The organism is Arthrobacter ulcerisalmonis, assembly GCF_900609065.1.
Taxonomy (GTDB): Bacteria; Actinomycetota; Actinomycetes; order Actinomycetales; family Micrococcaceae; genus Arthrobacter; species Arthrobacter ulcerisalmonis.
In genome coordinates, this window is sequence record NZ_UXAU01000015.1 from 1 (window position 1) to 21,652 (window position 21,652).

Below are 21,652 nucleotides of genomic sequence, written 5' to 3' on the forward strand. Positions count from 1 at the left end.
CGAGGACACCGACGCCCGCTGGCACGGTAGGGATCAACCTGCCAAACGAGAAACCAAAAAACAAAGCCGCATGACTCCACACAGCTTGACATCGAGCGTAACTGCAGTTTTGAACCCTCAAAACTGCAGTTAGCGCTACTCAGTTGGGAAGGTGCGCGGCCTCAGGAAGGGATCACGCGCAGCCAGACAAACTGCCGCGGGAGGAGCGTCACACCCTCGTCGAGCCGCTGCTCCGTTTCGGACAAAAGGTCGACGGCGGCCGCTTCGAAACCCGCGAAGGTCGCCGCGGGCAGGGACTCGGGGGAGTCGCTGAAGTTTGCGAGGGCCAGCACCACGGTGCCAGCTCCTGGGCGCTGGTACGCCAGGACGCTGGGGTTGTTGGTGGCAAAGTCCACCAGTTGGGTGCCAGCCAGTTCGGGAGTGCTGGCCCGGACCGTGATCATCCGTTGCAGGCCCGCAAAGACCGCGCCTTCGGGGGTGCTCGGCTCGGTCCGGTGGGCGTATTTCTCGGCAGGGTAGTGCGGCCGGTGTACCCATCGGCTATCAGTGTCGTGGCCTTCTTCGAGGTAATACTGGTAGTCGTTGAGCTGCCCCACCTCATCGCCGAGATACAGCAGGGGAATGCCGCCGGTGCTGAACACAATCGAGTGGGCCAGCAAGATCCGTTCCACGGCCTGCCCTGGATCGACCTCCATCCCGCAGAGTGACGCGGTGGTTCCGGAGATCCGGCAATCGCCCGTGCGGGGGTTGTCCTGGAACGGCACGCCGCGGGCAAAGCTGCCGGGGAAGCGGTTGACGTAGAACGAGTTCAGGAAGCGCCGGTGGTCAAAGCCATTGATGCCCAGCTCCGCGGCGTCTTCGTCCGCGAACGTCCAGCCGATGTCGTCGTGGCTGCGCACATAGTTCACCCAGGCTGCGCCGTCGGAGATCGCGTGCCTCCGCTTGAGGGCCTGCGCCAACAACGATGTGTCTCGGGTAGCCAAGGACTCCCAGATGAGTGCCATCTGCAGCGGGTTGTAGGAGATCTGGCATTCGTCAGGATCAATGTATCTAGCCACTTCATCCGGGTGCACAATGGCCTCGGATTTGAAGAGGAGCGAGGGTGCCGCCAGTCGGCAGACGGCGTTGAAGGCCTGCAGGAGGGTGTGCGCCTGGGGCAGGTTTTCGCAGGGGGTGCCCAACTCCTTCCAGATGAAGGCGACAGCGTCCATGCGGAGGATGTCCACGCCCTGGTTGGCCAGGAACAGCATTTCGCCGGCCATGGCGCGGAAGACGTCCGGGTTGGAGTAGTTCAGGTCCCATTGGTAGGTGTGGAAGGTGGTCCAGACCCAGCGGCCGTCGTCGGTCTGGATGAAGGATCCGGAGTGGTTCTCGGGGAAAATCTCGCGGACGTGCTCCTCGAATTGGTCCGGGACGGTGCGGTCCGGGTACAGCCAGTAGTAATCGCTGAACTCCTGCTGACCGGCGAGGGCCTTTTGCGCCCATTGGTGCTCGTCAGAGGTGTGGTTGAAGATGAAGTCCAGCACCAGGCTGATCCCGTTGGCGCGCAGATCGGTTGCCAGGGACCGCAACTGCTTCATGGTGCCCAATTGGGGATTCACGTCCCGGTAGCTGGAGACCGCGTAGCCGCCATCGGAGTAGGGATCCGGTGCTGAAAACAGCGGCATCAGGTGCAGGTACGTCAGCCCGAGCTCCTTGAAATACGGGATCCGCGCCCTGACTCCCTCCAGATCCTCCGCGTACCGGTCCACGTAGCAGACGCCGCCCAGCATGGCATTGGACTGGAACCAGGCAGGATTCTCAGCCCGTTCGGCGTCCATGGCCTTGAGCTCAAGCGGCCGCTCACGCCATGAGCGCGCACATTGCCGGACCAGCGAGGAGAGTTGATCCAGCCAGTCCGATCGCTGCCCGTACAACTCATGGAAAAGGGTGCACAGCCGAGGGAAGTGTTCGTCCATGTGCGCCAAGAAGTCGGGATCGGCGGCCGTGGCGGGGCGCTCCTCACGGGACAGAACCGTCAAAACGTGTTGACGTGCGCTTTCGCCCACACTGAGGCCTGCCTGCATGGACGAATCCCCTTCCGGATACCCCCGCTGGCCACTTCGGCAGCGACTGGTTACGGCAGTATGCCACGCGGGGCTGCCACACATAAGGAGGGCGGCGGCATTTGCCCCAAGTCTGCAGTTTTGCTGGGAATTACGACGGCGGCGGGTCCACTTGGGTGCCTGACCAAGGGGAGCGCGGGGCCCGGGGAGCCACGGCGGGACGGCTTGAGAAGGGGCCGCCGCCGGAATCAAGTGCCGCGGCAATTCATCTCACTATGTGGAATTTACCTGTCACAATACGGACGGGAAGCGACAAGAACCCCGAAAACTTCAGCCCCAAAGCTCGGGTCCGGTAATTTGGATGATGGAAAACCGGGCCATCATCCGTACGGGAGACGGCCCGGAAATCGGCGCAAAGTTAGGAAATTTCCATGGATTCACGGCTGGAGGCCATCAGGGACACCGTTCTAAGCAGGAACCCTGGAGAAGCCGAGTTCCACCAGGCGGTCACCGAGGTGTTCGAGAGCTTGGGCCCGGTGCACGACAGGCACCCGGAGCTCCTCGAAGCTGCCATCCTGGAACGGCTCTGCGAGCCTGAGCGGCAGATCATCTTCCGGGTGCCGTGGACCGACGATTCCGGCCGGGTGCAGATCAACCGCGGCTTCCGGGTGGAGTTCAGCTCAGCGCTCGGCCCGTACAAGGGTGGCCTGCGATTCCACCCGTCCGTTTACCTGGGCATCGTGAAGTTCCTGGGTTTCGAGCAGATCTTCAAAAACGCGCTGACGGGCATGCCGATCGGTGGCGGCAAGGGCGGCTCGGACTTCGACCCCCGCGGCCGCAGTGACGCCGAAGTGATGCGTTTCTGCCAGTCCTTCATGACTGAGCTTTACCGCCATATCGGCGAGTACACTGACGTCCCCGCGGGCGACATCGGCGTGGGCGGCCGCGAAATCGGCTACCTCTTCGGCCAGTACAAGCGCATCACCAACCGCTACGAATCCGGCGTCCTCACGGGCAAGGGCATCTCGTGGGGCGGCTCTCTGGTGCGTCCCGAGGCGACCGGCTTCGGCACCGTCATCTTCACCGAGGAAATGCTGAAGACCCGCGGCCAGTCCTTCGACGGTCAGCGCGTGGTGGTGTCCGGCTCCGGCAACGTGGCCATCAACGCCATTGCCAAGGCCCAGACGCTCGGCGCCACCGTGGTGGCCTGCTCGGATTCGGGTGGCTACATTGTGGACGAGGGCGGCATTGATGTGGCACTGCTCCGCGAGGTCAAGGAAGTGGAGCGCGCCCGGCTGACCGAGTACGCGTCCCGGCGATCCGGCGTGGCGTACGTTGAGGGCGGTTCGGTCTGGGAAGTCGACGCCACCGTGGCGCTGCCCTGCGCCACGCAGAACGAGCTCGACGGCGATGCTGCCGCCACGTTGGTGCGCAACGGCCTGATCGCTGTGGGTGAAGGCGCCAACATGCCCTCAACCCGCGATGCCGTGTCTGTCTTCCAGGACGCCAAAATCCTGTTCGGCCCGGGCAAGGCCGCCAACGCCGGCGGGGTAGCCACCTCAGCCTTGGAAATGCAGCAGAACGCCAGCCGCGATTCCTGGACGTTCGAGCACACCGAAGCCCGGCTCACCGAAATCATGGTGGGCATCCACGACCGCTGCGCCGCCACGGCCGACGAATACGGCGACCCCGGCAACTACGTCCTCGGCGCCAACATTGGTGGCTTCGTCAAGGTGGCCGACGCCATGCTCGCCCAGGGCCTGATCTAGCCGGCCCCAGGCGCGAAAAGCCCTTCCAGACGCACGACGACGGTTCGCACCATCAGGCGCGGACCGTCGTCGTGCGCTGTTCTCTGCTTACTTGTTGAGACCTCGCGCGGCGACCCGCCACCGGTCCACGAGTTGGCCGTCGCTGACAACCGCAACCTCGTCCACCAGGTTGATGGCCAGGCAGACGTGGTTGGGGATGACGCGCAAGCGCTCACCGATGGCGGGCATGTCTCCGGGTCCGTGCCATTCGATGGTGGCGTGGTGTTCGGACAGGGCTGTCACGCGGGCATCCAGATGGTCCATCAGCCTGCCGAAGCCGGTGGCCCAGGCTGGCTTGTCGCTGCCCAGCATCTTGCTGCCGGCGTCCACAATGAACCGTTGCGAACCATCAGGGGCGGTGGTGTGGTGGCTGACCACGGTGGCTGCGACGGTCAGGGCAATATCTGCCAGGGCGCAGCGCTCCAGTTCGTATTGTTGGGCGTCGCCGAAGACGTAGACGCCGGGCCGGACCTCCGTGGCCACCGAGCTCTCGGTGAGGAGGGCCGTGGGCGTTGAGCCGCCGCTGCGAACGGTCGCTTCGAAGCCTGCCGCTGCCAGTGCCGCGGACGCAGCCGCCAGCGCGTCTTGTTCCTGGGCGGCCGCGGCGAGCGGCATGCCTGGGGCGTAGCTGTGGCCCGGGAAGGTGAAGACCCCGGCGACGTTCAGGCCGGCGTCGGACGCTGCCTGCGCAACTTCCGCTGCAGCCGTGGGCAGGGCACCGCTGCGGTGGTGCCCGCTGTCGATTTCCACCAGGACACTGACGTTCCCGGCGGCGGATCCGAGTGCCGTCCCCAGCCGAGTGGCGCCGTCGGCGGAATCGACGCCGACGCTGACCCTCGCGCCCTGGGCGAGCTTCTGCAGGCGTTCGGCCTTCTGCGGTGAGAGCCACAAGGGATAGGCGATAAAGAGGTTGCCCACGCCGGCTGCGGCAAAGACCTCTGCCTCGCCAATGGTGGCCACGGTCAGGCCCACGGCGCCTGCGGCGATTTGGCGGGCAGCGATCTCCGGGATCTTGTGCGTTTTGGCGTGCGGACGGAGCAAGAGCCCATTACCGGCCACCGCAGCTGCCATCCGTTCGATGTTCCGATCCAGGATGTCGCGGTCGATCACGATCTCCGGGGTATCGATCTCGGCGGGAATGCTCATGGCTTGTGCTCCTTGCTGCTGCGCGTTGTTCTCTCCCATAGACAATAGGACTCCACGGCGGACCCGGCACACCCAACGCGAAATGACCATTTAACACCGCGGAAACCCACGCCGAAGGACGCTCCCTAGGCTGTTAAAGAGACGGCTATAGAAGCCCTCTACGGGTGCGGTGTCTATGCCGCGCCTTTCCCTCCGGAGTGGCTTCGGCTGGAGATTCCCGCTCCCTTCAGCAGTACGAAAGGGGTTTCCCATGGATTCGGGAAATGTCGCTTGGGTTTTGGCCAGCTCCGCGCTGGTCTGCATGATGATCCCCGCTCTTGCCTTGTTCTATGGCGGGATGGTGGGGTCTCGCCGCATTTTGAACATGATGATGATGTGCTTCGGCGGCGCCAGCCTGGTGGCCGTGCTGTGGGCACTTTTCGGCTACTCCTTGGCGTTTGGGAACTCAGTGGGTGGGCTGGGCTTGATCGGTGACATCACCGAATTCCCCGGCTTGAGCCAGGTGCTGGTGGCCGACGACGGCGCCTCCATTCCGGTGGCACTGTTCGCCGCGTTCCAACTCTTCTTCGCCTGCGTCACCACCGCGCTCGTGGCAGGTGCTGCCGCAGGCCGGATGAAGTTCGGCGCCTGGATGCTGTTTGCCGGGATCTGGGCAACAGTGGTGTACTTCCCGGTGGCCCACTGGGTGTTCGCGTTTTCCTCGGCGGACGGCAGTGTGGTGGGCGGCTGGATTGCCAGCGGCATCGGCGCCATTGACTTCGCCGGTGGCACCGCTGTCCACATGAACGCCGGGGCAGCAGCACTGGCGCTCGCTCTGGTCCTTGGCAAGAGTTCCGGTTGGCCCAAGATGGAGCACACCAAACCGCACAGCCGCCCCCTGGTGCTGCTTGGCGCGGGACTCCTGTGGGTGGGCTGGTTCGGTTTCAACGCCGGCTCGGCGTTGTCAGCTGGCCAGTCGGCAGCCGTAGTGTTCCTTAATACCGCTGTTGCCGCGTCGGCCGGGCTCCTGGCTTGGGCCCTGGTGGAGCGGTTGCGCCACGGCGCCGCCACCAGCATGGGAGCTGCCTCCGGCCTCATTTCGGCTCTCGTGGCGATTACTCCTGCCTGTGGCGCTGTGAGCCCGCTCGGGGCGGTGGCGATCGGTTTGATTGCCGGTGCGGTCTGCTCGCTGGCCATCGAACTGAAGTTCCGGTTGGGCTACGACGACTCGCTCGACGTGGTGGGCGTGCACCTGGTGGGCGGCATCTTGGGCACCCTGCTGATCGGCCTGTTCGCCACCGAATCCGCCCCGAACGCCAAGAGCGGCCTGTTCTACGGCGGCGGCTTCGAACTGCTCGGCATCCAGGCGATCGCCACGGTCAGCGTCCTGGCCTACTCCTTCTGCGTCACGTGGGTGCTGGCCAAGATCCTCGACAAGACCATCGGCCTGCGGATCAAACCCGAGGACGAGATGCGCGGCATCGACCTCGCCGCCCACTCCGAGTTGGCCTACCTGGTGGACGAGGATCCCGTAGAGCTGGGTTCGCCGCAACGGGCCTGAGACCCGACACCTCGCCGGGCCTTTATTCCGTAAAGAGCCCGGCGAGGTCGTCGGCGGTGATCGCACCGCCGGAGAGGGCATCGCCTTCCATGACGTCTGCAAACAATTGGGACTTCCGGGACTTGAGCGCCATGACCTTTTCCTCAATGGTGTCCTTGGCCACCAGCCGGTAAACCATGACGTTCCGGTCCTGGCCAATCCGGTGTGTCCGGTCCACGGCCTGCGCTTCGGAGGCTGGGTTCCACCAAGGATCGAGCAAGAACACGTAATCCGCCTCGGTGAGGTTCAGCCCAAACCCGCCAGCTTTTAGCGAGATCAGGAAGACCGGGGCGCTCCCATTCTTGAACTCACTGACCACGTCGGCGCGATTGCGGGTGCTGCCGTCCAGGTAGCAGTACTCAATCTTCTCCTCATCGAGCCGATCCCGGACCTTGCCCAGGAAACCCGTGAACTGGCTGAAGATGAGGGCGCGGTGCCCCTCCGCCACCAGGTCCTCCAGCTGCTCGAAGAGCACATCCAGCTTGCTGGACCGCACCGCTGACAGCGACGGGTCCACCAGAGAAACGTCCAGGCTGAGCTGGCGCAGCAGCGTCAGGGACTGGAAAATCGTGAACCGGTTCTTGTTGACGTCCTCGATCAGGCCCAGGATCTTCTGCCGTTCGCGCTGCAGATGCGTCTGGTAGACCTTCTGGTGCCGCGGGTTCAGCACCACCTCGAGGATCTGCTCCTGCTTGGGCGGCAGGTCCTTCATGACCTGCTCCTTGGTGCGGCGCATCATCAAGGGCTTGACCCGGCGTCGTAGTTTGTCCAGCTGCGTCCTGTCGCCGTTCTTTTCCACCGGCTTCTGGTAGTTCTCGGCAAACCGTTTGGGGCTGGCAAACAGGCCGGGCGCCACAATGGAGGTCAGCGCCCAGAATTCCATCAGGTTGTTCTCGAGCGGCGTTCCCGTGATGGCCAGTTTGAACGGTGTGGGCAGTTTGCGGGCGCACTGGTAGGCCTTGGACTGGTGGTTCTTCACGAACTGCGCCTCATCCAGCACCAACCCGGCCCACTGGTGCGCGGCGTAGGCCTCATAGTCGATCCGGAACAGCGCATATGACGTGATCACCACATCGGCGCCCGCCAAGGCAGCGTTCGGTTCCAACCCGCTCTTCGCGAACGTCTCACCGACGGTATGCACGCGCAGGCCCGGGCCGAATCGCGCAGCCTCAGCCGCCCAGTTGCCCACAACGCTGGTAGGCGCCACCACCAGGAAGGGGGCGCCGCCGTCGTGATTTTCCGGATCCGTTACAGCGGATTGGCCGACGACGGCGGCACCGGCCGCCTGCTCCACCGGACCTCCGGAGGTTGCGGCCAAGTCCTTGGCAGCGCACATGAGTGCGAGGGCCTGCACGGTTTTGCCGAGGCCCATATCGTCAGCGAGCACGCCGCCCAGGCTGTGCCGGTACAGGAACGTCAGCCAGTTGAAACCCTCCAACTGGTACGGCCGGAGCTCCGCATTCAGGCTGGCTGGCAGCGGCAGGCCATCGATCCCGCCCTCCAGCAGCCCGCCCACCGCCGCGCGCCAGGACGCCGCCTGCTCGTCCACGATCCCCAGTTGCGCCAGCTCATCCCAGAGCCCTGCCTGGAACCTGCTGATCTGCAGGGGCGCGTCCTTGTTGTCCTGCAGCGACCGGGCTTCCTCGATCAACGCCCGGAGCTGATGGAGTTCGGGCAGGTCCAGAGAGAAGTAGGCGCCGCTGGGCAGCAGCATCTTGGTCTGCCCGGACGCCAGCGCGGAAAACACGGCGGCAAACGACACCGGCTGGCCTTCGAGGGAGATCTGGATGCCCAGGTCGAACCAGTCCCGCTGTTCCGTGGCCTTGGTGGAGATGGACACCACGGGCGCTTCCTCGGCCTCGCGGTAATCCGCGATCTCGCCAGCGGTTTCGACCTCAACGTCGGTGGCTTCGCGCAGCCGGGGCAGGACATCCTCCGTGAACGCCAGCGTGTCCAGGCCCTTGAGCTCCACCGATGCCGCCAGTCGGGGTGTGCCCCAGCCACCGGTGGCGGATTCGCCGAGCGCCGGCACCATGTCCCAGGGCCGGCCGAGACCGTCGAGGATGCGGGCCTCCGCAGTATCATCGCGGTAGCCCTGGTCGCTGGGATGGCGCCACAGTGGCTGCGCCGTAACCAGCTTCCCACTCGTGTAATGCCACTCCCAGTGCAGCCGCACCCTGTGGTCTGCCCCGTAGTTGGCCAGCAGCGAGAGCTTGGGGACGGCCAGCGTGGGCAGTTCCACCGACTCATCCCGGGCGCTGACCCGGGCCGCCTGCTTGAGTTTGGGGTAGAAGCCGGTGAGGAACCTGGACTCATCCTTGGCCGGAATCCGCAGCGTCTTGGCCGCCGTCACGAAGGCCAGCAGTTCCTCGCTCAGGCCCTCCTCCAACGGGACAAGCGTGATGATATCGGCTTTCGGAACCATTCCGGGAAGGGCGTCCGACGCCGATGCCTCAGGTCCTGCGGTGAAGTACAGTCCGTGTGCGGGTCGGCCCACGGTGCCCACCGCGCCGGGGTCAATTTCCGTCCCGTCCACGCGGATGGTGGGGGAGAGTTCCAGGCCGCTGTCCAGTGCCGGGCCGGCCCCGGTTTCAGGGCTGGCTGTGCCTGTTGGCGTGTCAGCGTCCGTAGCAGGTGCTGCCGCTGGCCCGAAACGGCCCAGGTCGAGCCCGACGGCGGCGGGTGACTCCGCGAGCCGCACCAGTTCGCTGCCTTTTGAGTGCACCAGGGCCAGGCCGATTTTCTGCGCGTCGGCCAGCTGCGCCCAGAGGTTCTTGCCTGCGTACGAGTCCAGCCCCAACCAGAGCGCGGACGAATTCGGCAGCCGGTTCGATCCCGAATATCCCGCCAGGAATTTCTGCATCCACTGAACGTGGGCCTCGTTGCATTCGCGCCGGAAATTCAGGTAGCTCAGCGTGTTCCACGAGACGTCGCCGCGAATCCACTTCCCCTTGGCTCCCATGATGACGGGCCGGACGTTGAGCCGCCGGATGCCCCGGACTGGATCCCTGCGCCCTGAGTAGGAGAAGTGTGGGGTGGGCTCTTCGATCTCGAACTGCAGGGCCAGCGGGACGCCGTTGCCGCTGGGCGTACTGGCGGTGCCGGAGATGAGCGGGCTGAGCGCCTGTTCCCAGTCGGCCAGGGAAACGGTGGAAGGATCACGCGAGACCTGCGTGCTGGGCCCGGCGGTGAGGAGCTGGTGCCGGATGGCCGGGTTGTCCTCCGCAGCGAAGAGCAAGGCCGCAACGTGCTTGCAGTCCTTCCGGACCGGGCAGCTGCAGATGCCAACGCTGCAGCTCCAACCGCTGCCGCGGCGCACCAGCTTGGCCGACGTGGAGTACGGTGCCGGTCCGCCGCCCCTGACCTTTCCCATCATGAGTCCGGTGCCGACGTCGAACGACATTCCCGAGACCCGGCTGCCCATGGCATACGCCAACCCGGCCGCCAGCGAGCGGTCGTTGATGGCGGGGGTCTGGATTGCCACTGCCGCACTCTCGTCCGGTGTCGATGGCATGGTTGCGCTACTTTCAGCAGGCCACGGCGGTGCCGGGTCCGTCGGTTGGTGATCTGATCCATCTTAGTTCGATCGGTAGGACGCCCGTGAATCGGCCCTCACACCGGACGGCACCAAGCATCAGCCCAATCTTCGCCAGACGTTCACGTGCCCCTCAACGTCGAGCTGCCCTAGCCCCCGTAGCGTGAAAATCGTCAGCAGTACCACCCCGCCAGCCGTGAGGATTGCCATGATCACCAACCAGCAGCCCGTTGTCCTGACCAGCAGCAGTATCGAAGCGGGCGACGAAGAGACCGTCGAAGCCAACGTCAGCATCGTCGACGCCATGCACCAGGCGCTCCTGCGCACCGAGGAAATCTCGCCCGTGGCCGTCCGCAGCTACTACGTCGATTTCTACCTCGCGCAGGTCCTTGAGGGCGGCTTCGCCCAGTACGTCTTCATGACCCTGGACCGGGACGACACCGACACCCTGATCCGGGAGGGACTGGTTGGCATGGGCGCCACCGCCCACCTGGACCTCTTCAACCGGACCGCCGAATTCTATGACGTCCTCTCCGCAGAGGACCGTGAACAGTACCTGGACGGTGGGCTCGACGACGGCGACCCGGCACCGGTTGCCGTGGTCCGGATGGAAGAACTCGACGGCGAATTCGAGGAACTCCTCGAGAGCGAAAACGTCACCGCCCTCAACGCCGCCTGGCTGCGCAGCCAGCCGGACCTCGTTGCCCTCGATGATGAGGACGTCGACGCGTACATCGCCCGCGTGGTGGGCCTCATCCCGGACCTCGCCGAGCGCCAGGCCGAAGCAGACGCCGAGGCCCTCGCGGAGGCGCCGGACTTCGAGGTCATCATCCGCGAACTCTGCAGTGTGGCCGGCTACGAACTGGAGAAGATCACCATGGGCGATCCGAACTATGTGTACGACGGCGTCAAGACCCTGGCCTGGCACTTCAGCACCGACCACGGCGACTTCCTGATGGTGGAGGAAGAGGACGAAGCCTTCATGTTGAACCCGGAAACCTTGGAGATCGTGGCAGCTATCGAGTTCGCCGAAGCAGGCCTGGTCGACGCTTAGCCTGCCATGCCCGGTCTACTACTGGGCTTCGACGCGTGGTTCCGTGCGGCCGTGCACATCGACGGGCGAGCTCACTGTGCACGCCGGAACGGGACTTGGGCTGCGGGCATGACAGTAGCGCGGACTATGGTTGCGGGGACGACGGCGGTGCGGGCAGTGCGCGGAATTCCGCCACGAGTTGCGGGTCCTCGCAGGCCCTGGCGAAAGCTTCGATTCGCCGCTCAATCTCGTGGCCCAGCAGCAGACTGCCAATCCGCTCCATCGCCGGCCGCAGCAGGGCCGGCCGGCACGAAAAGGTGTACTTCCAGACTGCCCTGGTGCCGCCGTCGTCGGCCGTGAAGCGCCAACCGCCGCCGAAATTCTGGAAAAATCGCGGGCCGGAGACCATGGTCATGCCCACGTTGCGGGGCGGCGCGTAGGAAACGTATTCGCTGACCATCACCAGGCCCAGCCGCGACCTGGTTCGGGTCTGGACCCCCTTTCCGGCGGCCGTAGCGCCGCCCAGGAAACCTTGGGCGGAAATGAACGGATCCCATTTGAGCCGGAACTCGCCGGTGGTCTGGGAGAAAGCGAAGACCGTCTCCGGATCAAGGCGGATGAATCGTTCGGCGCGTACCTGGGGCATGGGTCAACCATAGCCAGCGGGCCGCGCCTCCTTGTTCGTGTCCTCGTGCGAGCCGGGTTATGCACATGGGGAGCGATGCCCATCGCGGGGTTGCGGTAGCTGTGTCACGATGGGAGCCACGACCACTTCACTTGGCGCCACCCGCGTGCCGAGGACACCCCGGGGGAGCAGCATGACTTTTTACGGCGCAGACGTCAGCCAGTTGCGGGCACTGGCAAAATCGGTGGAGCAGGCCGCAACGCTGCTCAGCGATCGGGCGGGTTCGCTGCACGGCCAGATTCAGGCCGCACCGTGGAAGGGCGCCGATGGGGCGCGCTTCAGGCAAGACTGGGTGGGCAGCCACCGCCCCAGCCTGGAGAAGGTCGCGGCCGAGCTGCGGGCCAACTCCAAGATCCTCCGCAAGCACGCCGACGAGCAGGAGACGGCCTCCACCTCCGCTGGTGCCGGCTCGGGATCTGGGTCCGGTGGCGGCACTTGGGACAAGGTGAAGGACTACGCCGGCAAGGCCTACGAGTGGTTCCAGGAAAAGGCTGCCGCTGCAGCTGCGGCCGCCGAGCACCGCCGTGAGCTCGAATCCGGGCTCGCCGACATGCTCAAGGCCAGCCCGGAAGAACAGGCCGCCTGGTGGGCCAGCCTGTCCGAAGCTGACCGGCAGTACCTGATTGAAGGCGAAGGCGAGAACGGCCCGTTTGCCGAGGACCTGATGCGGATGGACGGCGGCATCCCGGCAGCCGCGCAGGACCAGGCCAAAGAGCATCTGCAGGAACTCGCCAAGGCTGGCATTCCGGTCTACTCCGAGACGGGGAAGGCTTCCATTGAAGCCCGGGTCGCCTGGGTTCACGGCGGCGCTGAGGTGGGGACGGAAGTCGTCGAAAACGCTGACGGTTCAGCCACCATGAAGGTCTACGGCAATATGGGCATTGGCGTCAACGATCCCTCCGGCAGTGCCGGTGTGACCCTCAACGGCGAGGTGTCCCGCGAATACACCTTCGGGAGCGTAGAGGAAGCCATGGCTGCCCGCGCGCAGATGTACAAGGACCTGCCGCCGGACAGCATCGGCGACATCAAGGACGTGGCCAGCAACCCACCCGGCTACATCCTGGACACCATCAACAAATCCGCTGACGATCACGGCTCAACCGGCCAGACGGACAAAGCCAAGGGCACGCTGTCATTGGCCGCCGAGGGTGAGACCGGCGCAGCCTCAGGCTCGGTCCAGTTGGACCTGGCGTACGAGAAAAACCTCTCCGATGGCACCTCCGTTGCCAGCGGTGAAGTGTCAGCCCAAGGCAAGCTCGACCTCGACGGCCGCGTCTTCGAGGCCTCCGGCAAAGCCGGTTTGGAGGTGAACATGGACAAGGACAGCAACATCAACTCTGTCTCCGTCACCCTCGACGGCACGGTGGCCCAGGGCGTCGCCGCCGGAACCGATGTGCAAGCCGCCAAGGTGGAGTCCTCGGTAACAGTGGGCACGCAAGGCACGGTCAAGATCGACGTTGACTACTCCGGCGAGAACAAGGCGCTCGTGGACAGCTACCTGCGCAATGTGGCCCTCGGTAACGACGCCGCAGCAGCCCAGTACGCCTCCAAGCTTTATGAGGCAGGTTCGGCCACGGTCCAGGTCAACAGTGTGGTCACGGCCAGCAACGAGGCCGGCTTTGACGTAAAGGTGGGTGAGGTGGAGGTCAAGACCGAAAGCCAGGCCACCACCAACGTCTCCACGTACTATAAAGTCCCCAACGACACCGCCCTCGAGAGGCTGTAAGCATGACTGTCCACATCGAATCGCCGCTGGGATTCACAGCAGACTTCCCGCCGCACACCCAGGCCCTGGCCGACTCCACCGGCGGGCCCAACACCGAGCAATACGGGTTGCTGAACGGGGTTCTGGTCACCGTCATCAAAGACGACACCTCGGTTGCGGATGCCCCCCAAGCCACTGGCTGGGCGCACCTCATGTCCGGGTACTACCTGGAGGACTTGGGCGGAACTGCCCTGGCCGAAGGGGAGCTCAACCTGCCCGGTAAAAGCGCGTACGCCGTCGCTGTGGGGTACGACGACCAAGAAGGCGTAGCGCGCGTTGCTGCCACCGTGGGCGTGATCGAGAGCGGACGATTCCTTGGCGTGGTGGTGATCTGGCCTTACCTCAACGCGGAGGTGGAGCCGCGCCTCGACCTGCTCCGCGAGATTGTCGCCGGGATCAGCGTGGCCTAGGCTGGGCGTTCCTCTACTACCTGCGCCGGTAGCAGAGGTCGAAGATGAGCCTGCCAGCCTCGTGTGCCTTGGCCTCGAAGCTGGTGCGGATCCTGCCCTCGAAGCGCGGTGCCCAGCCGCCAGTTTCATCGATGCCCTCATTTGGGCCGGTGTGGGCGGTGCTGACCGGCGCGCGGCCTTCCTTGACGGGTGCGCCGCCCACCAGTGACTCGACGCCGGACTGCCACACCTGGGTCAGTGGACTTTCCGGTCCCCGGCGCTGGCCGGTGTGCAGGTTCTCGAAGTCCACCGAGTCCACCAAGACATCCCGGACGTGGACGGCGTAATTGGACCAGTCGGTGGCGATCCGCCACAGCCCGCCAGGCTTCAGTGCCCGGGCTGCTAGGTCCGCAAACTCGGGCTGGATGAGTCGGCGCTTGTGGTGCCTGGACTTGTGCCAAGGGTCAGGGAAGAACACCCACAGTTCACTTACGGACCCGGCCGGGAGCATGGTGGCCAAGACCTCGGGTGCATTGGCCTCGACCACGCGGACGTTCTTCAGGCCACGGCTGTTGATCTTGATGATGGTGTTGGCGAGCCCCGGCGTGTAGACCTCCACTGCCAGGAAGTCGGTGTCCGGGTTCTGCTCGGCGGCATGGCAGATCGCGTCGCCCAGGCCTGAGCCGATCTCCACGATCAGGGGAGCCGTGCGACCAAACTCCGCTTCGGCGTCGAACGTGTAATCCGGGTGCACCGACGTGTTGGCGACGTGCCGCGGAACGTCCACTGCCCAGCGGTCAGAGTGCTCTTCCCATGCCGTCTGCCGGCGGCCTTGCAGCCGGGTGCCGCGCCGCACGAAACTGACGGGCCGGCCGCCGTAGGTGCCAAAAGATGCCTGCGTGCCGGGCGTGACAGGCCGGGGGACATGCGGCTGCTGGGGAGATTCTGGGGATTCGCTCATCCCTTCCAGAATAACGCCCACGCCTAAGCGGTCACGTTGGGGGAACTTCGTGGACGCCATACAGGCTGCAAGAATGTGCGGGTGATGAAACCTCGCGCGGGCACCGAGCCGGTTGCCGCTGACAGCAAGCGTCCCGCCGCCGGACAGCCGGGTACCGGGGCCGCTCCGAGGAGTTGGCGCAGTGCCGTGTACTTGGGGGTGTGCCTGGTCCTGATCGGGCTCAACCTCCGAACGGTCTTTTCGAGTTTTTCGGCAACGCTCCCGGAGATCACCGCGCAGGCTGCCCTTCCCGGCTGGGCTGTGGTGGTGCTGACCACGGTCCCGGTGACCCTGCTGGGAGTGTTTGCCCCACTCGCCCCGATCCTTGCGCGACGGTTCGGGCCCGAGCGCGTCCTCCTCGGCGCCATGGCCGTGTTGACGGTGGGTCTGTTGGTGCGCCCCGCGGGTACCTTGCTCGGCGGCTCCGCTCTGCCCGCACTCCTGGTGGGCACAGCGGCCTGCGGGGCGGCGATCGCGTTATGCAACGTGCTGTTGCCCGGCCTGGTGAAGCGTGACTTCCCGCACCGACTCGGGCTGATGGGTGGGCTCTACACCACCGCCATCTGCGCCTCCGCCGCGCTGGGAGCCGGCTTCACCTACCCCGTCTACGCGGCTACCGGTCAGTGGACCATGGCGCTATGGTTTTGGGCGCTGTCGGCCGGCGTCGTCCTTCTACTTTTCCTACCGCTGGCCATCCGAGGGTCGCGCGGACCCCAGACGGCACCCGGCGAGGGCGTCAATGTGTGGCGGTCCCCGGTGGCATGGCAGGTCACGCTGTTCATGGTGCTGCAGGCCATGATGTCGTTCAGCGTGTTTGCTTGGCTGGCACCGATCCTGCGGGATCGCGGCGTGGACGGCGGAACTGCCGGGCTGATCGTGGCGGCGAGTATCGGGCTGCAGATGCTGGGTTCGTTGTTCGCGCCGGCGCTCGCAGCCCGTTTCCACGATCAGCGGGCCATCAACACCGTGGTGGCACTGATGACCGGTGGCGGTTTCGCGCTGTGCATCTTTGGGCCGCTCGACCTTGTCTGGGTGTGGGCCGGGTTGCTGGGGCTGGGCCAAGGCAGCCTGACGGCCGTGGCGCTGACCATGATTATGCTGCGCACCCGCGATGGGCAGACTGCCCAGCACCTCTCCGGCATGATGCAAGGCGTTGGCTATGGTGTGGGTTCCGTCGGCACGCTGCTGGTGGGCCAGTTGCATCAACTGACGGGCTCGTTTGCCGCGGCCGGGATCATGTTCCTGGTGGTGGGCGTACTGGCAGCGGTCTTTGGCTACCGGGCGGGAATTCGCCGGTACGTGGGCGGATAACTCCCGCTGAGGGGCACCTACGTGGCGCCTTCCCACCTGACTGGCCCATCGCCGTCGGCTGCCAGGGCATCCTCGGGATTCTGTAACCGGCATACCTTCAGGCTCAAGCAGCCGCAACCAATGCAGCCATCCAGATCGCTGCGGAGGTGCTCCAGTGCGGCGATCCTGGCATCCAACTCGCTCCGCCACAGCCTCGACAGCCGTTCCCAGTCGCGCTTGGTGGGGGTCCGGCTTTCCGGTAGTGAGTGAAGTGCTGCTGCGATGTCCTTCAACGGGATCCCCACCCGCTGCGACACCCGGATGAACGCGACCCGCCGCAGGGTGTCGCGCCGGTACCGCCGCTGATTCCCCGCCGTCCGCTCGGCCGTGATCAGCCCGTTCCGTTCGTAAAAGTGCAGGGCCGACGCCGACACGCCACTTCGCCGCGACACTTCACCTACGCTGAGGTGCTGCGGCTGCTTCGCCGAGACGTGTTCTTCGTGTGCCATGCTTCCTCCGGTGGGTCCCGCCGTCGTTGGCTTGTGACGGCGAGCGCAGACGCGGTTGCCCTCACAGTTGACCTCAACCATAGTTGAGGTCTTAGCGTTACCACCATGACCACCGAACAGGTTCAATCAGTGCACCCTCCCCAATCTGACCCGCCCGGCACCGGAATTTTGCAGCGCCAGTATCTCTGGGTGACGGTCGGTGCGTGCGCGCTGGTCTTCCTGAGCGCCTTCGAATCCCTGGCGGTGACCACCATCATGCCGCTCGTCAGCCGGGAGCTGGATGGGGCGAACCTGTATGCACTGGCGTTTGCCGGCCCTTTGGCGACCGGCGTAATCGGCATGGTGGCGGCAGGCAACTGGTCCGATCGGAAAGGTCCCGCTGCACCGCTATACCTGTCGGTAGCGGTCTTCGTCCTGGGCTTGATCATGGCGGGAACGGCCAACTCCATGCCCGCCCTGGTGGCTGGTCGATTGGTGCAGGGGCTCGGGGGCGGCGCCATTACCGTTGCCCTGTATGTGGTGGTGGCACGCGTTTACCCGCCAGTGCTGCATCCCAAGATTTTCGCGGCGTTCTCCGCCGCCTGGGTGATTCCCTCCCTGGTGGGTCCCTTCGCCGCCGGTGTTGTGGCCAGTGCGCTGAGCTGGCATTGGGTCTTCCTTGGGGTGGTCTTCCTGGTTGTCCCGGCGTTGATCATGTTGGTTCCCGCGTTGCGCGGCATTGGCCGGCCCGAAGCATCTACAGACAGCCTTCCGCCGTGGGAGTTCGGCCGGTTGGCGTGGGCTGCGTTGGCTGCCCTGGCCGTCCTGGGGCTGAATCTATCGACGGGGATCCGGATCGAAGGATTCGCAGCGGCCGCCATCGTGGTGGCAGCCCTGGCAGTTGCCGTTGCCCTGTTGGCAGTACGGCCTCTCGTGCCGCGGGGCACACTGCGTGCTGGCCGAGGACTGCCCAGCGTAATCCTGATCCGCGGCTTGGTGGCCGCCGCGTTCTTCGGCACAGAGGTTTACCTGCCGTACTTGCTGATTGAGCGGTACGCATTCTCGCCACAGTTCGCGGGACTGACACTCACCGTCGGGGCCATCGCATGGGCCAGCGCCTCCGCCGTTCAGGGCCGGTTGGGTGCACGGTTGTCCCACCGGCTGGCGGTGCGGATCGGCACTGCGTTGGTGTTTGCTGCGGTGCTGATCACGCTGGCCACCACCGCGCTGGACTGGCCTGCCGCCGTCGCGATTGTGGGCTGGGTATTTGCCGGCGCCGGCATGGGGCTGGTGTATCCGCGGCTCAGCGTGCTGACGTTGGCGCTGTCCACCGACGAAACCCAGGGCTTCAACAGTGCGGCCATGACCATCGCAGATTCCCTGGGCGGCGCACTGGCCCTGGCCGCGACGGGGATCATCTTCACCGGACTGGCATCGGTGGGGGCCAGCTTCGCGGGGGTCTTCGCTCTTGCAGCCCTCCTCGGCGCCGTCGCGGTGGTGGTTGCCCCGCGAATCCCAGCGCCGGGTCCCAAGTAACTCGCAATTGTTGTCGTTTTCAGCCCCCAAAACGACAACAACTGCGAGTCAGTTGGGTTGCTACTCGGCGCGCCGGACCGCCCGGATCACGACGTCGGCAATCACCGCGTCCTGTCCCTCCGGGCCGGTGACGGTCCGCTGCCGGTCACCGCTGAAGTCGAGCCGCCAGGCCGCCGATTCAAGCCCCAGCTCGCTGACCACCTCGGCTGCCGTGAAGAGTGCGTGACCCACCCGGTGCGCACCCCACGGCGGCAGCTGATCCGGGTGGTGGCCAACAATGAGCAGTGTCCCGCCTGGCCCCACCGCTGCGGCCGCCGTGGTCAACGCCTGCTGCCACGGGAGCGCGGTCGAGTGCAGGAACTGTGCCGAGACCAGGTCAAATTCGGGGCTGGGCTGCCAGGTGAACAGGTCGCGCTGCTCCCAGGAAATGGAGCCCGTGAGTTCATCCAGGACTGTTGATTCGTGTTCTGCCGCCCGGGCCAACGCAACACTGGAAACGTCGACGGCGGTGACCTGCCAGCCGTTGCGGGCCAGCCACAGGGCGTCACCGCCTTCGCCGCAGCCAAGATCCAGGGCACGGCCGGGTGTCATGCCCGTGGCTTCGTGCACCAGTTGCGGGTTGGCGTTTCCGCTCCACCGCCGGCCTGCTGTGGAGGAATAGAGCTCGTCCCATTTCTCGGCAGCGTTGGACGGGTTCATGGAGTCCAGGACGTCGGCGGTGTCGGCGCCGTGGACGTGCCCAGCGCCCGCGCCATGCTGGTGCGGGGTGTGCTGGTGCGGCGTGTCCTGATGGGCGCTCTCGGAAGAATCGGGTGGGGTGACGTGGGGCGGAACCGGTGTGCCGCCGTCGTGGTTTGTCATTCCACCACCCTTCCCGGTGGGCGGCGGCAGCGCAATCCCCGGCCGCGAACTGGGTAGCGCCAACTGCATTTTTGAGCCCTCATAACTGCAGTTGGCGCTACCCAGTTGGAAGGGGCTGGCGCAGGAGGTGATAGACTGATGAAACTTGATGTGCAGTGATGCCCACTTTTCTCCCGAATTTCCTCTACGGATGGCGCGGAGCCCGAACGCCGGGGAGTGGGTTTTTTCATGTGAGAGGCACATCCTGCGTCGATGAACGCGTTCCATTTGGTCCCAGCTGGTTGCCCTTATTTGCAGCAGTTCGGTTGATCACCTGACTTTTCTTCGGCGAACCCCTGGTCCAACCGGCTCCGGGGGCCGATATCCGCTTGGATACCGCCTGAAAGACCGTAAAATTATATGACTACTTTTGCTGCCCTCGGAACTCCCAAGGCCCTTGCAGATACCCTCACCGCGCAGGGCATTGTTGAACCATTCCCCATCCAGGTCAAAACCCTTCCGGACACGCTGTCCGGGCGTGATGTCCTGGGCCGCGGCCGGACCGGCTCCGGTAAGACCATCGCTTTCGCTATCCCGCTTGTAGCAAGACTCGCTGAGCGGGAAGCCAAGCACTTCCGCAAGCCCGGCCGCCCCATGGGCCTGGTCCTGGCACCCACCCGTGAACTGGCCACCCAGATCAACGCCACCATCGAACCGCTGGCAAAGGCTGCCGGCCTGAACACCACCGTGATCTACGGCGGCATCTCCCAGGCACGGCAGGAAAAGGCGCTGCGTGCCGGCGTCGATATTGTCATTGCCTGCCCGGGCCGCCTGGAGGATCTCATCCGCCAGCGCATCCTGACCCTCGAAGCCGTGGAAATCACCGTCCTTGACGAAGCCGACCACATGGCTGACCTGGGCTTCCTCCCGGTCGTCAAGAAGCTGATGGACATGACCCCAACCCAGGGCCAGCGCCTGCTCTTCTCGGCAACCTTGGACAACGGCGTGGACAAGATCGTCCAGCGCTACCTGTCCAACCCGCTCACCCACTCCGTGGACGATCCGCAGGCTGCGGTCACCACCATGGAGCACCACGTCCTGGTGGTCAATGACCAGACCGTCAAGAAGCAGCTGATCGTCGAGCTCGCGTCCGGTGCAGGCCGCCGCGTCCTCTTCATGCGGACCAAGCACCACGCCCGCAAGCTGGCCAAGACCCTGACCGACGCCGGTATCCCCGCCGTCGATCTGCACGGCAACCTTTCGCAGAACGCCCGTGACCGCAACCTCGCCGAGTTCTCCACCGGCGACGTCCGCGTTCTCGTGGCCACCGACGTCGCTGCCCGCGGCGTGCACGTGGACGACGTCGAACTCGTCATCCACGTTGACCCGCCCACAGAGCACAAGGCCTATCTGCACCGCTCCGGCCGCACCGCCCGTGCGGGTTCGGACGGCACCGTCGTCACGCTGACCCTTCCGGAGCAGCAGTCCGACGTCAAGAAGCTGATGAAGGCCGCCGGCGTCGAGGTCAACTTCGAACGCGTCACTGCCAACTCACCGCTCGTTGCAGAGCTGGTGGGCGACATCGCCGACAAGGTCGATCCCCGCACCCGCGCTGCGCTGCAGGCTGCAAAGGCGCAGAAGCAGGGCGGCGGTTCATCTACCGGTGCCAACGCCGAGCGCAAGCGCGCCCGCCGGCAAGCAGCACCCACCACGGGTGGTCGCGGTGGACGTGGCGGCCGTGGCAAGGTTTCAGCCGAGCCCACCCGCACCGACGTTTCCCGCGCCGACCGCCGCGCAGTAGCTTTCGAGGGCCGCACCCAGGCCCGCGCAGCGTTCGATCGGGTTGCCGAGCAGAACGAAGACCGCGCCATTGCAGCAGCAGCCGCTCGCCGCAACGCCCGTGGTCGCGGCTCGGCAACGGGCAGCGCGCACTCGAACGACGTCCCCGCGGCAGGTGGCCGTGCATCGGCTGGCCGCGGTTCGGACGGGCGTACGGATTCCCGCGTCACCCGCAGCGAGGCACCTCGCGGCGGCACCGGCCGCCCGGCGTCGTCAGGTCGTCCCGCATCAGGTGGCCGTCCCGCATCAGCCGGCGGCGGTCCGCGGAGCGGCCGTCCGGCAACCGGGCAGCGTGCAGCAGCTGGCGCAGCCTCAGGCACCCGCTCCGGCGGCCAGCGCTCAGCTGGTTCCGCCAACGCAGGTTCCGGCGGCAACAACGCCGTGTGGTCATCCAACACGGGTGGCAACTCCGGTGGATCGTACGGTGCAGGCAACGGCGGCGGTGCAGGCAAGGGTGGCTCCGGCCGGTCCCCTCGCAGCGGCGGCCCCCGCCGCGCAACGGCGCCTGCCTCCAACGAACGCCGCAGCCGCTAAAGACTGAAGCATTCCACTGAGTGCCCCGTACCCGCCCTTCTGAACGTCCAGACAGGGTGGGTACGGGGCACTCATGCGTTAACCGACGGCGGCCGGCGGGGTGTGATTATCGGCGGTATTCTGGCGGCTTTTCTCCAGGC

15 protein-coding genes are annotated in these 21,652 nt (G+C 65.5%); 8 read left to right on the forward strand and 7 right to left on the reverse strand.

Annotated elements, in window-relative coordinates; all coding sequences use genetic code 11:
* Window positions 1-161: 161 nt before the first annotated feature.
* Window positions 162-2,066: an amylosucrase gene (locus PSET11_RS04545; protein ID WP_124090935.1), complete on the reverse strand. Its 1,905-nt coding sequence runs from the start codon at window positions 2,064-2,066 to the stop codon at window positions 162-164.
* Window positions 2,067-2,476: 410 nt separating this feature from the next.
* Here PSET11_RS04545 and gdhA point away from each other — a divergent pair, with 410 nt between their 5' ends.
* Complete coding sequence (gene gdhA / locus PSET11_RS04550) at window positions 2,477-3,814, forward strand: NADP-specific glutamate dehydrogenase (RefSeq protein WP_124090936.1); 1,338 nt, start codon at window positions 2,477-2,479, stop codon at window positions 3,812-3,814.
* A gap of 87 nt (window positions 3,815-3,901) precedes the next feature.
* On the opposite strand, the gene PSET11_RS04555 is transcribed toward gdhA, so the two are convergent.
* Complete coding sequence (locus PSET11_RS04555) at window positions 3,902-4,999, reverse strand: alanine racemase (protein WP_124090937.1); 1,098 nt, start codon at window positions 4,997-4,999, stop codon at window positions 3,902-3,904.
* A gap of 250 nt (window positions 5,000-5,249) precedes the next feature.
* On the opposite strand from PSET11_RS04555, the gene PSET11_RS04560 reads away from it, so the two are divergent.
* The gene (locus PSET11_RS04560) at window positions 5,250-6,539 is read left to right on the forward strand and encodes an ammonium transporter (RefSeq protein ID WP_124090938.1); all 1,290 of its coding nucleotides are present in this window, start codon (window positions 5,250-5,252) and stop codon (window positions 6,537-6,539) included.
* 22 nt (window positions 6,540-6,561) lie between these two features.
* On the opposite strand, the gene PSET11_RS04565 is transcribed toward PSET11_RS04560, so the two are convergent.
* Window positions 6,562-10,092, reverse strand: a complete 3,531-nt coding sequence (locus PSET11_RS04565; protein ID WP_124090939.1) for a DEAD/DEAH box helicase — start codon at window positions 10,090-10,092, stop codon at window positions 6,562-6,564.
* Window positions 10,093-10,321: 229 nt separating this feature from the next.
* Between PSET11_RS04565 and PSET11_RS04570 the strand changes: the two genes are divergently transcribed.
* Window positions 10,322-11,167: a DMP19 family protein gene (locus PSET11_RS04570; RefSeq protein WP_124090940.1), complete on the forward strand. Its 846-nt coding sequence runs from the start codon at window positions 10,322-10,324 to the stop codon at window positions 11,165-11,167.
* A gap of 124 nt (window positions 11,168-11,291) precedes the next feature.
* Here PSET11_RS04570 and PSET11_RS04575 read toward each other — a convergent pair whose 3' ends face one another.
* The gene (locus PSET11_RS04575; RefSeq protein WP_124090941.1) at window positions 11,292-11,792 is read right to left on the reverse strand and encodes an SRPBCC family protein; all 501 of its coding nucleotides are present in this window, start codon (window positions 11,790-11,792) and stop codon (window positions 11,292-11,294) included.
* Between the two features lie 172 nt (window positions 11,793-11,964).
* Between PSET11_RS04575 and PSET11_RS04580 the strand changes: the two genes are divergently transcribed.
* Entirely contained in the window at window positions 11,965-13,557 is a 1,593-nt protein-coding gene (locus tag PSET11_RS04580) for a fimbrial protein (protein WP_124090942.1), read from the forward strand.
* Between the two features lie 2 nt (window positions 13,558-13,559).
* Window positions 13,560-14,006: a hypothetical protein gene (locus PSET11_RS04585; protein WP_124090943.1), complete on the forward strand. Its 447-nt coding sequence runs from the start codon at window positions 13,560-13,562 to the stop codon at window positions 14,004-14,006.
* 16 nt (window positions 14,007-14,022) lie between these two features.
* Here PSET11_RS04585 and trmB read toward each other — a convergent pair whose 3' ends face one another.
* Window positions 14,023-14,946 carry a tRNA (guanosine(46)-N7)-methyltransferase TrmB gene (gene trmB / locus PSET11_RS04590; RefSeq protein WP_124090944.1) on the reverse strand — a complete coding sequence of 308 codons (924 nt, stop codon included), beginning with the start codon at window positions 14,944-14,946 and terminating at the stop codon, window positions 14,023-14,025.
* Between the two features lie 84 nt (window positions 14,947-15,030).
* Here trmB and PSET11_RS04595 point away from each other — a divergent pair, with 84 nt between their 5' ends.
* Window positions 15,031-16,296, forward strand: coding sequence for an MFS transporter (locus PSET11_RS04595; RefSeq protein ID WP_124090974.1), 1,266 nt, complete (start codon window positions 15,031-15,033; stop codon window positions 16,294-16,296).
* 17 nt (window positions 16,297-16,313) lie between these two features.
* Here PSET11_RS04595 and soxR read toward each other — a convergent pair whose 3' ends face one another.
* Window positions 16,314-16,784, reverse strand: a complete 471-nt coding sequence (gene soxR, locus PSET11_RS04600) for a redox-sensitive transcriptional activator SoxR (RefSeq protein WP_124090945.1) — start codon at window positions 16,782-16,784, stop codon at window positions 16,314-16,316.
* Window positions 16,785-16,889: 105 nt separating this feature from the next.
* Between soxR and PSET11_RS04605 the strand changes: the two genes are divergently transcribed.
* Window positions 16,890-18,299 (forward strand): MFS transporter, encoded by a 1,410-nt coding sequence (locus PSET11_RS04605; RefSeq protein WP_124090946.1) that lies wholly within the window; start codon window positions 16,890-16,892, stop codon window positions 18,297-18,299.
* 60 nt (window positions 18,300-18,359) lie between these two features.
* On the opposite strand, the gene PSET11_RS04610 is transcribed toward PSET11_RS04605, so the two are convergent.
* Window positions 18,360-19,160, reverse strand: a complete 801-nt coding sequence (locus PSET11_RS04610) for a class I SAM-dependent methyltransferase (protein ID WP_238989029.1) — start codon at window positions 19,158-19,160, stop codon at window positions 18,360-18,362.
* A gap of 399 nt (window positions 19,161-19,559) precedes the next feature.
* On the opposite strand from PSET11_RS04610, the gene PSET11_RS04615 reads away from it, so the two are divergent.
* Window positions 19,560-21,512, forward strand: coding sequence for a DEAD/DEAH box helicase (locus PSET11_RS04615; RefSeq protein ID WP_124090947.1), 1,953 nt, complete (start codon window positions 19,560-19,562; stop codon window positions 21,510-21,512).
* Window positions 21,513-21,652: the final 140 nt, after the last annotated feature.

Coding starts and splice junctions, on each gene's coding strand:
- PSET11_RS04545 (WP_124090935.1), bottom strand. CDS start 2,066: ATGCAGGCAGGCCTCAGTGTGGGCGAAAGCGCACGTCAACACGTTTTG.
- gdhA (WP_124090936.1), top strand. CDS start 2,477: ATGGATTCACGGCTGGAGGCCATCAGGGACACCGTTCTAAGCAGGAAC.
- PSET11_RS04555 (WP_124090937.1), bottom strand. CDS start 4,999: ATGAGCATTCCCGCCGAGATCGATACCCCGGAGATCGTGATCGACCGC.
- PSET11_RS04560 (WP_124090938.1), top strand. CDS start 5,250: ATGGATTCGGGAAATGTCGCTTGGGTTTTGGCCAGCTCCGCGCTGGTC.
- PSET11_RS04565 (WP_124090939.1), bottom strand. CDS start 10,092: ATGCCATCGACACCGGACGAGAGTGCGGCAGTGGCAATCCAGACCCCC.
- PSET11_RS04570 (WP_124090940.1), top strand. CDS start 10,322: ATGATCACCAACCAGCAGCCCGTTGTCCTGACCAGCAGCAGTATCGAA.
- PSET11_RS04575 (WP_124090941.1), bottom strand. CDS start 11,792: ATGCCCCAGGTACGCGCCGAACGATTCATCCGCCTTGATCCGGAGACG.
- PSET11_RS04580 (WP_124090942.1), top strand. CDS start 11,965: ATGACTTTTTACGGCGCAGACGTCAGCCAGTTGCGGGCACTGGCAAAA.
- PSET11_RS04585 (WP_124090943.1), top strand. CDS start 13,560: ATGACTGTCCACATCGAATCGCCGCTGGGATTCACAGCAGACTTCCCG.
- trmB (WP_124090944.1), bottom strand. CDS start 14,946: ATGAGCGAATCCCCAGAATCTCCCCAGCAGCCGCATGTCCCCCGGCCT.
- PSET11_RS04595 (WP_124090974.1), top strand. CDS start 15,031: ATGAAACCTCGCGCGGGCACCGAGCCGGTTGCCGCTGACAGCAAGCGT.
- soxR (WP_124090945.1), bottom strand. CDS start 16,784: ATGGCACACGAAGAACACGTCTCGGCGAAGCAGCCGCAGCACCTCAGC.
- PSET11_RS04605 (WP_124090946.1), top strand. CDS start 16,890: ATGACCACCGAACAGGTTCAATCAGTGCACCCTCCCCAATCTGACCCG.
- PSET11_RS04610 (WP_238989029.1), bottom strand. CDS start 19,160: ATGACAAACCACGACGGCGGCACACCGGTTCCGCCCCACGTCACCCCA.
- PSET11_RS04615 (WP_124090947.1), top strand. CDS start 19,560: ATGACTACTTTTGCTGCCCTCGGAACTCCCAAGGCCCTTGCAGATACC.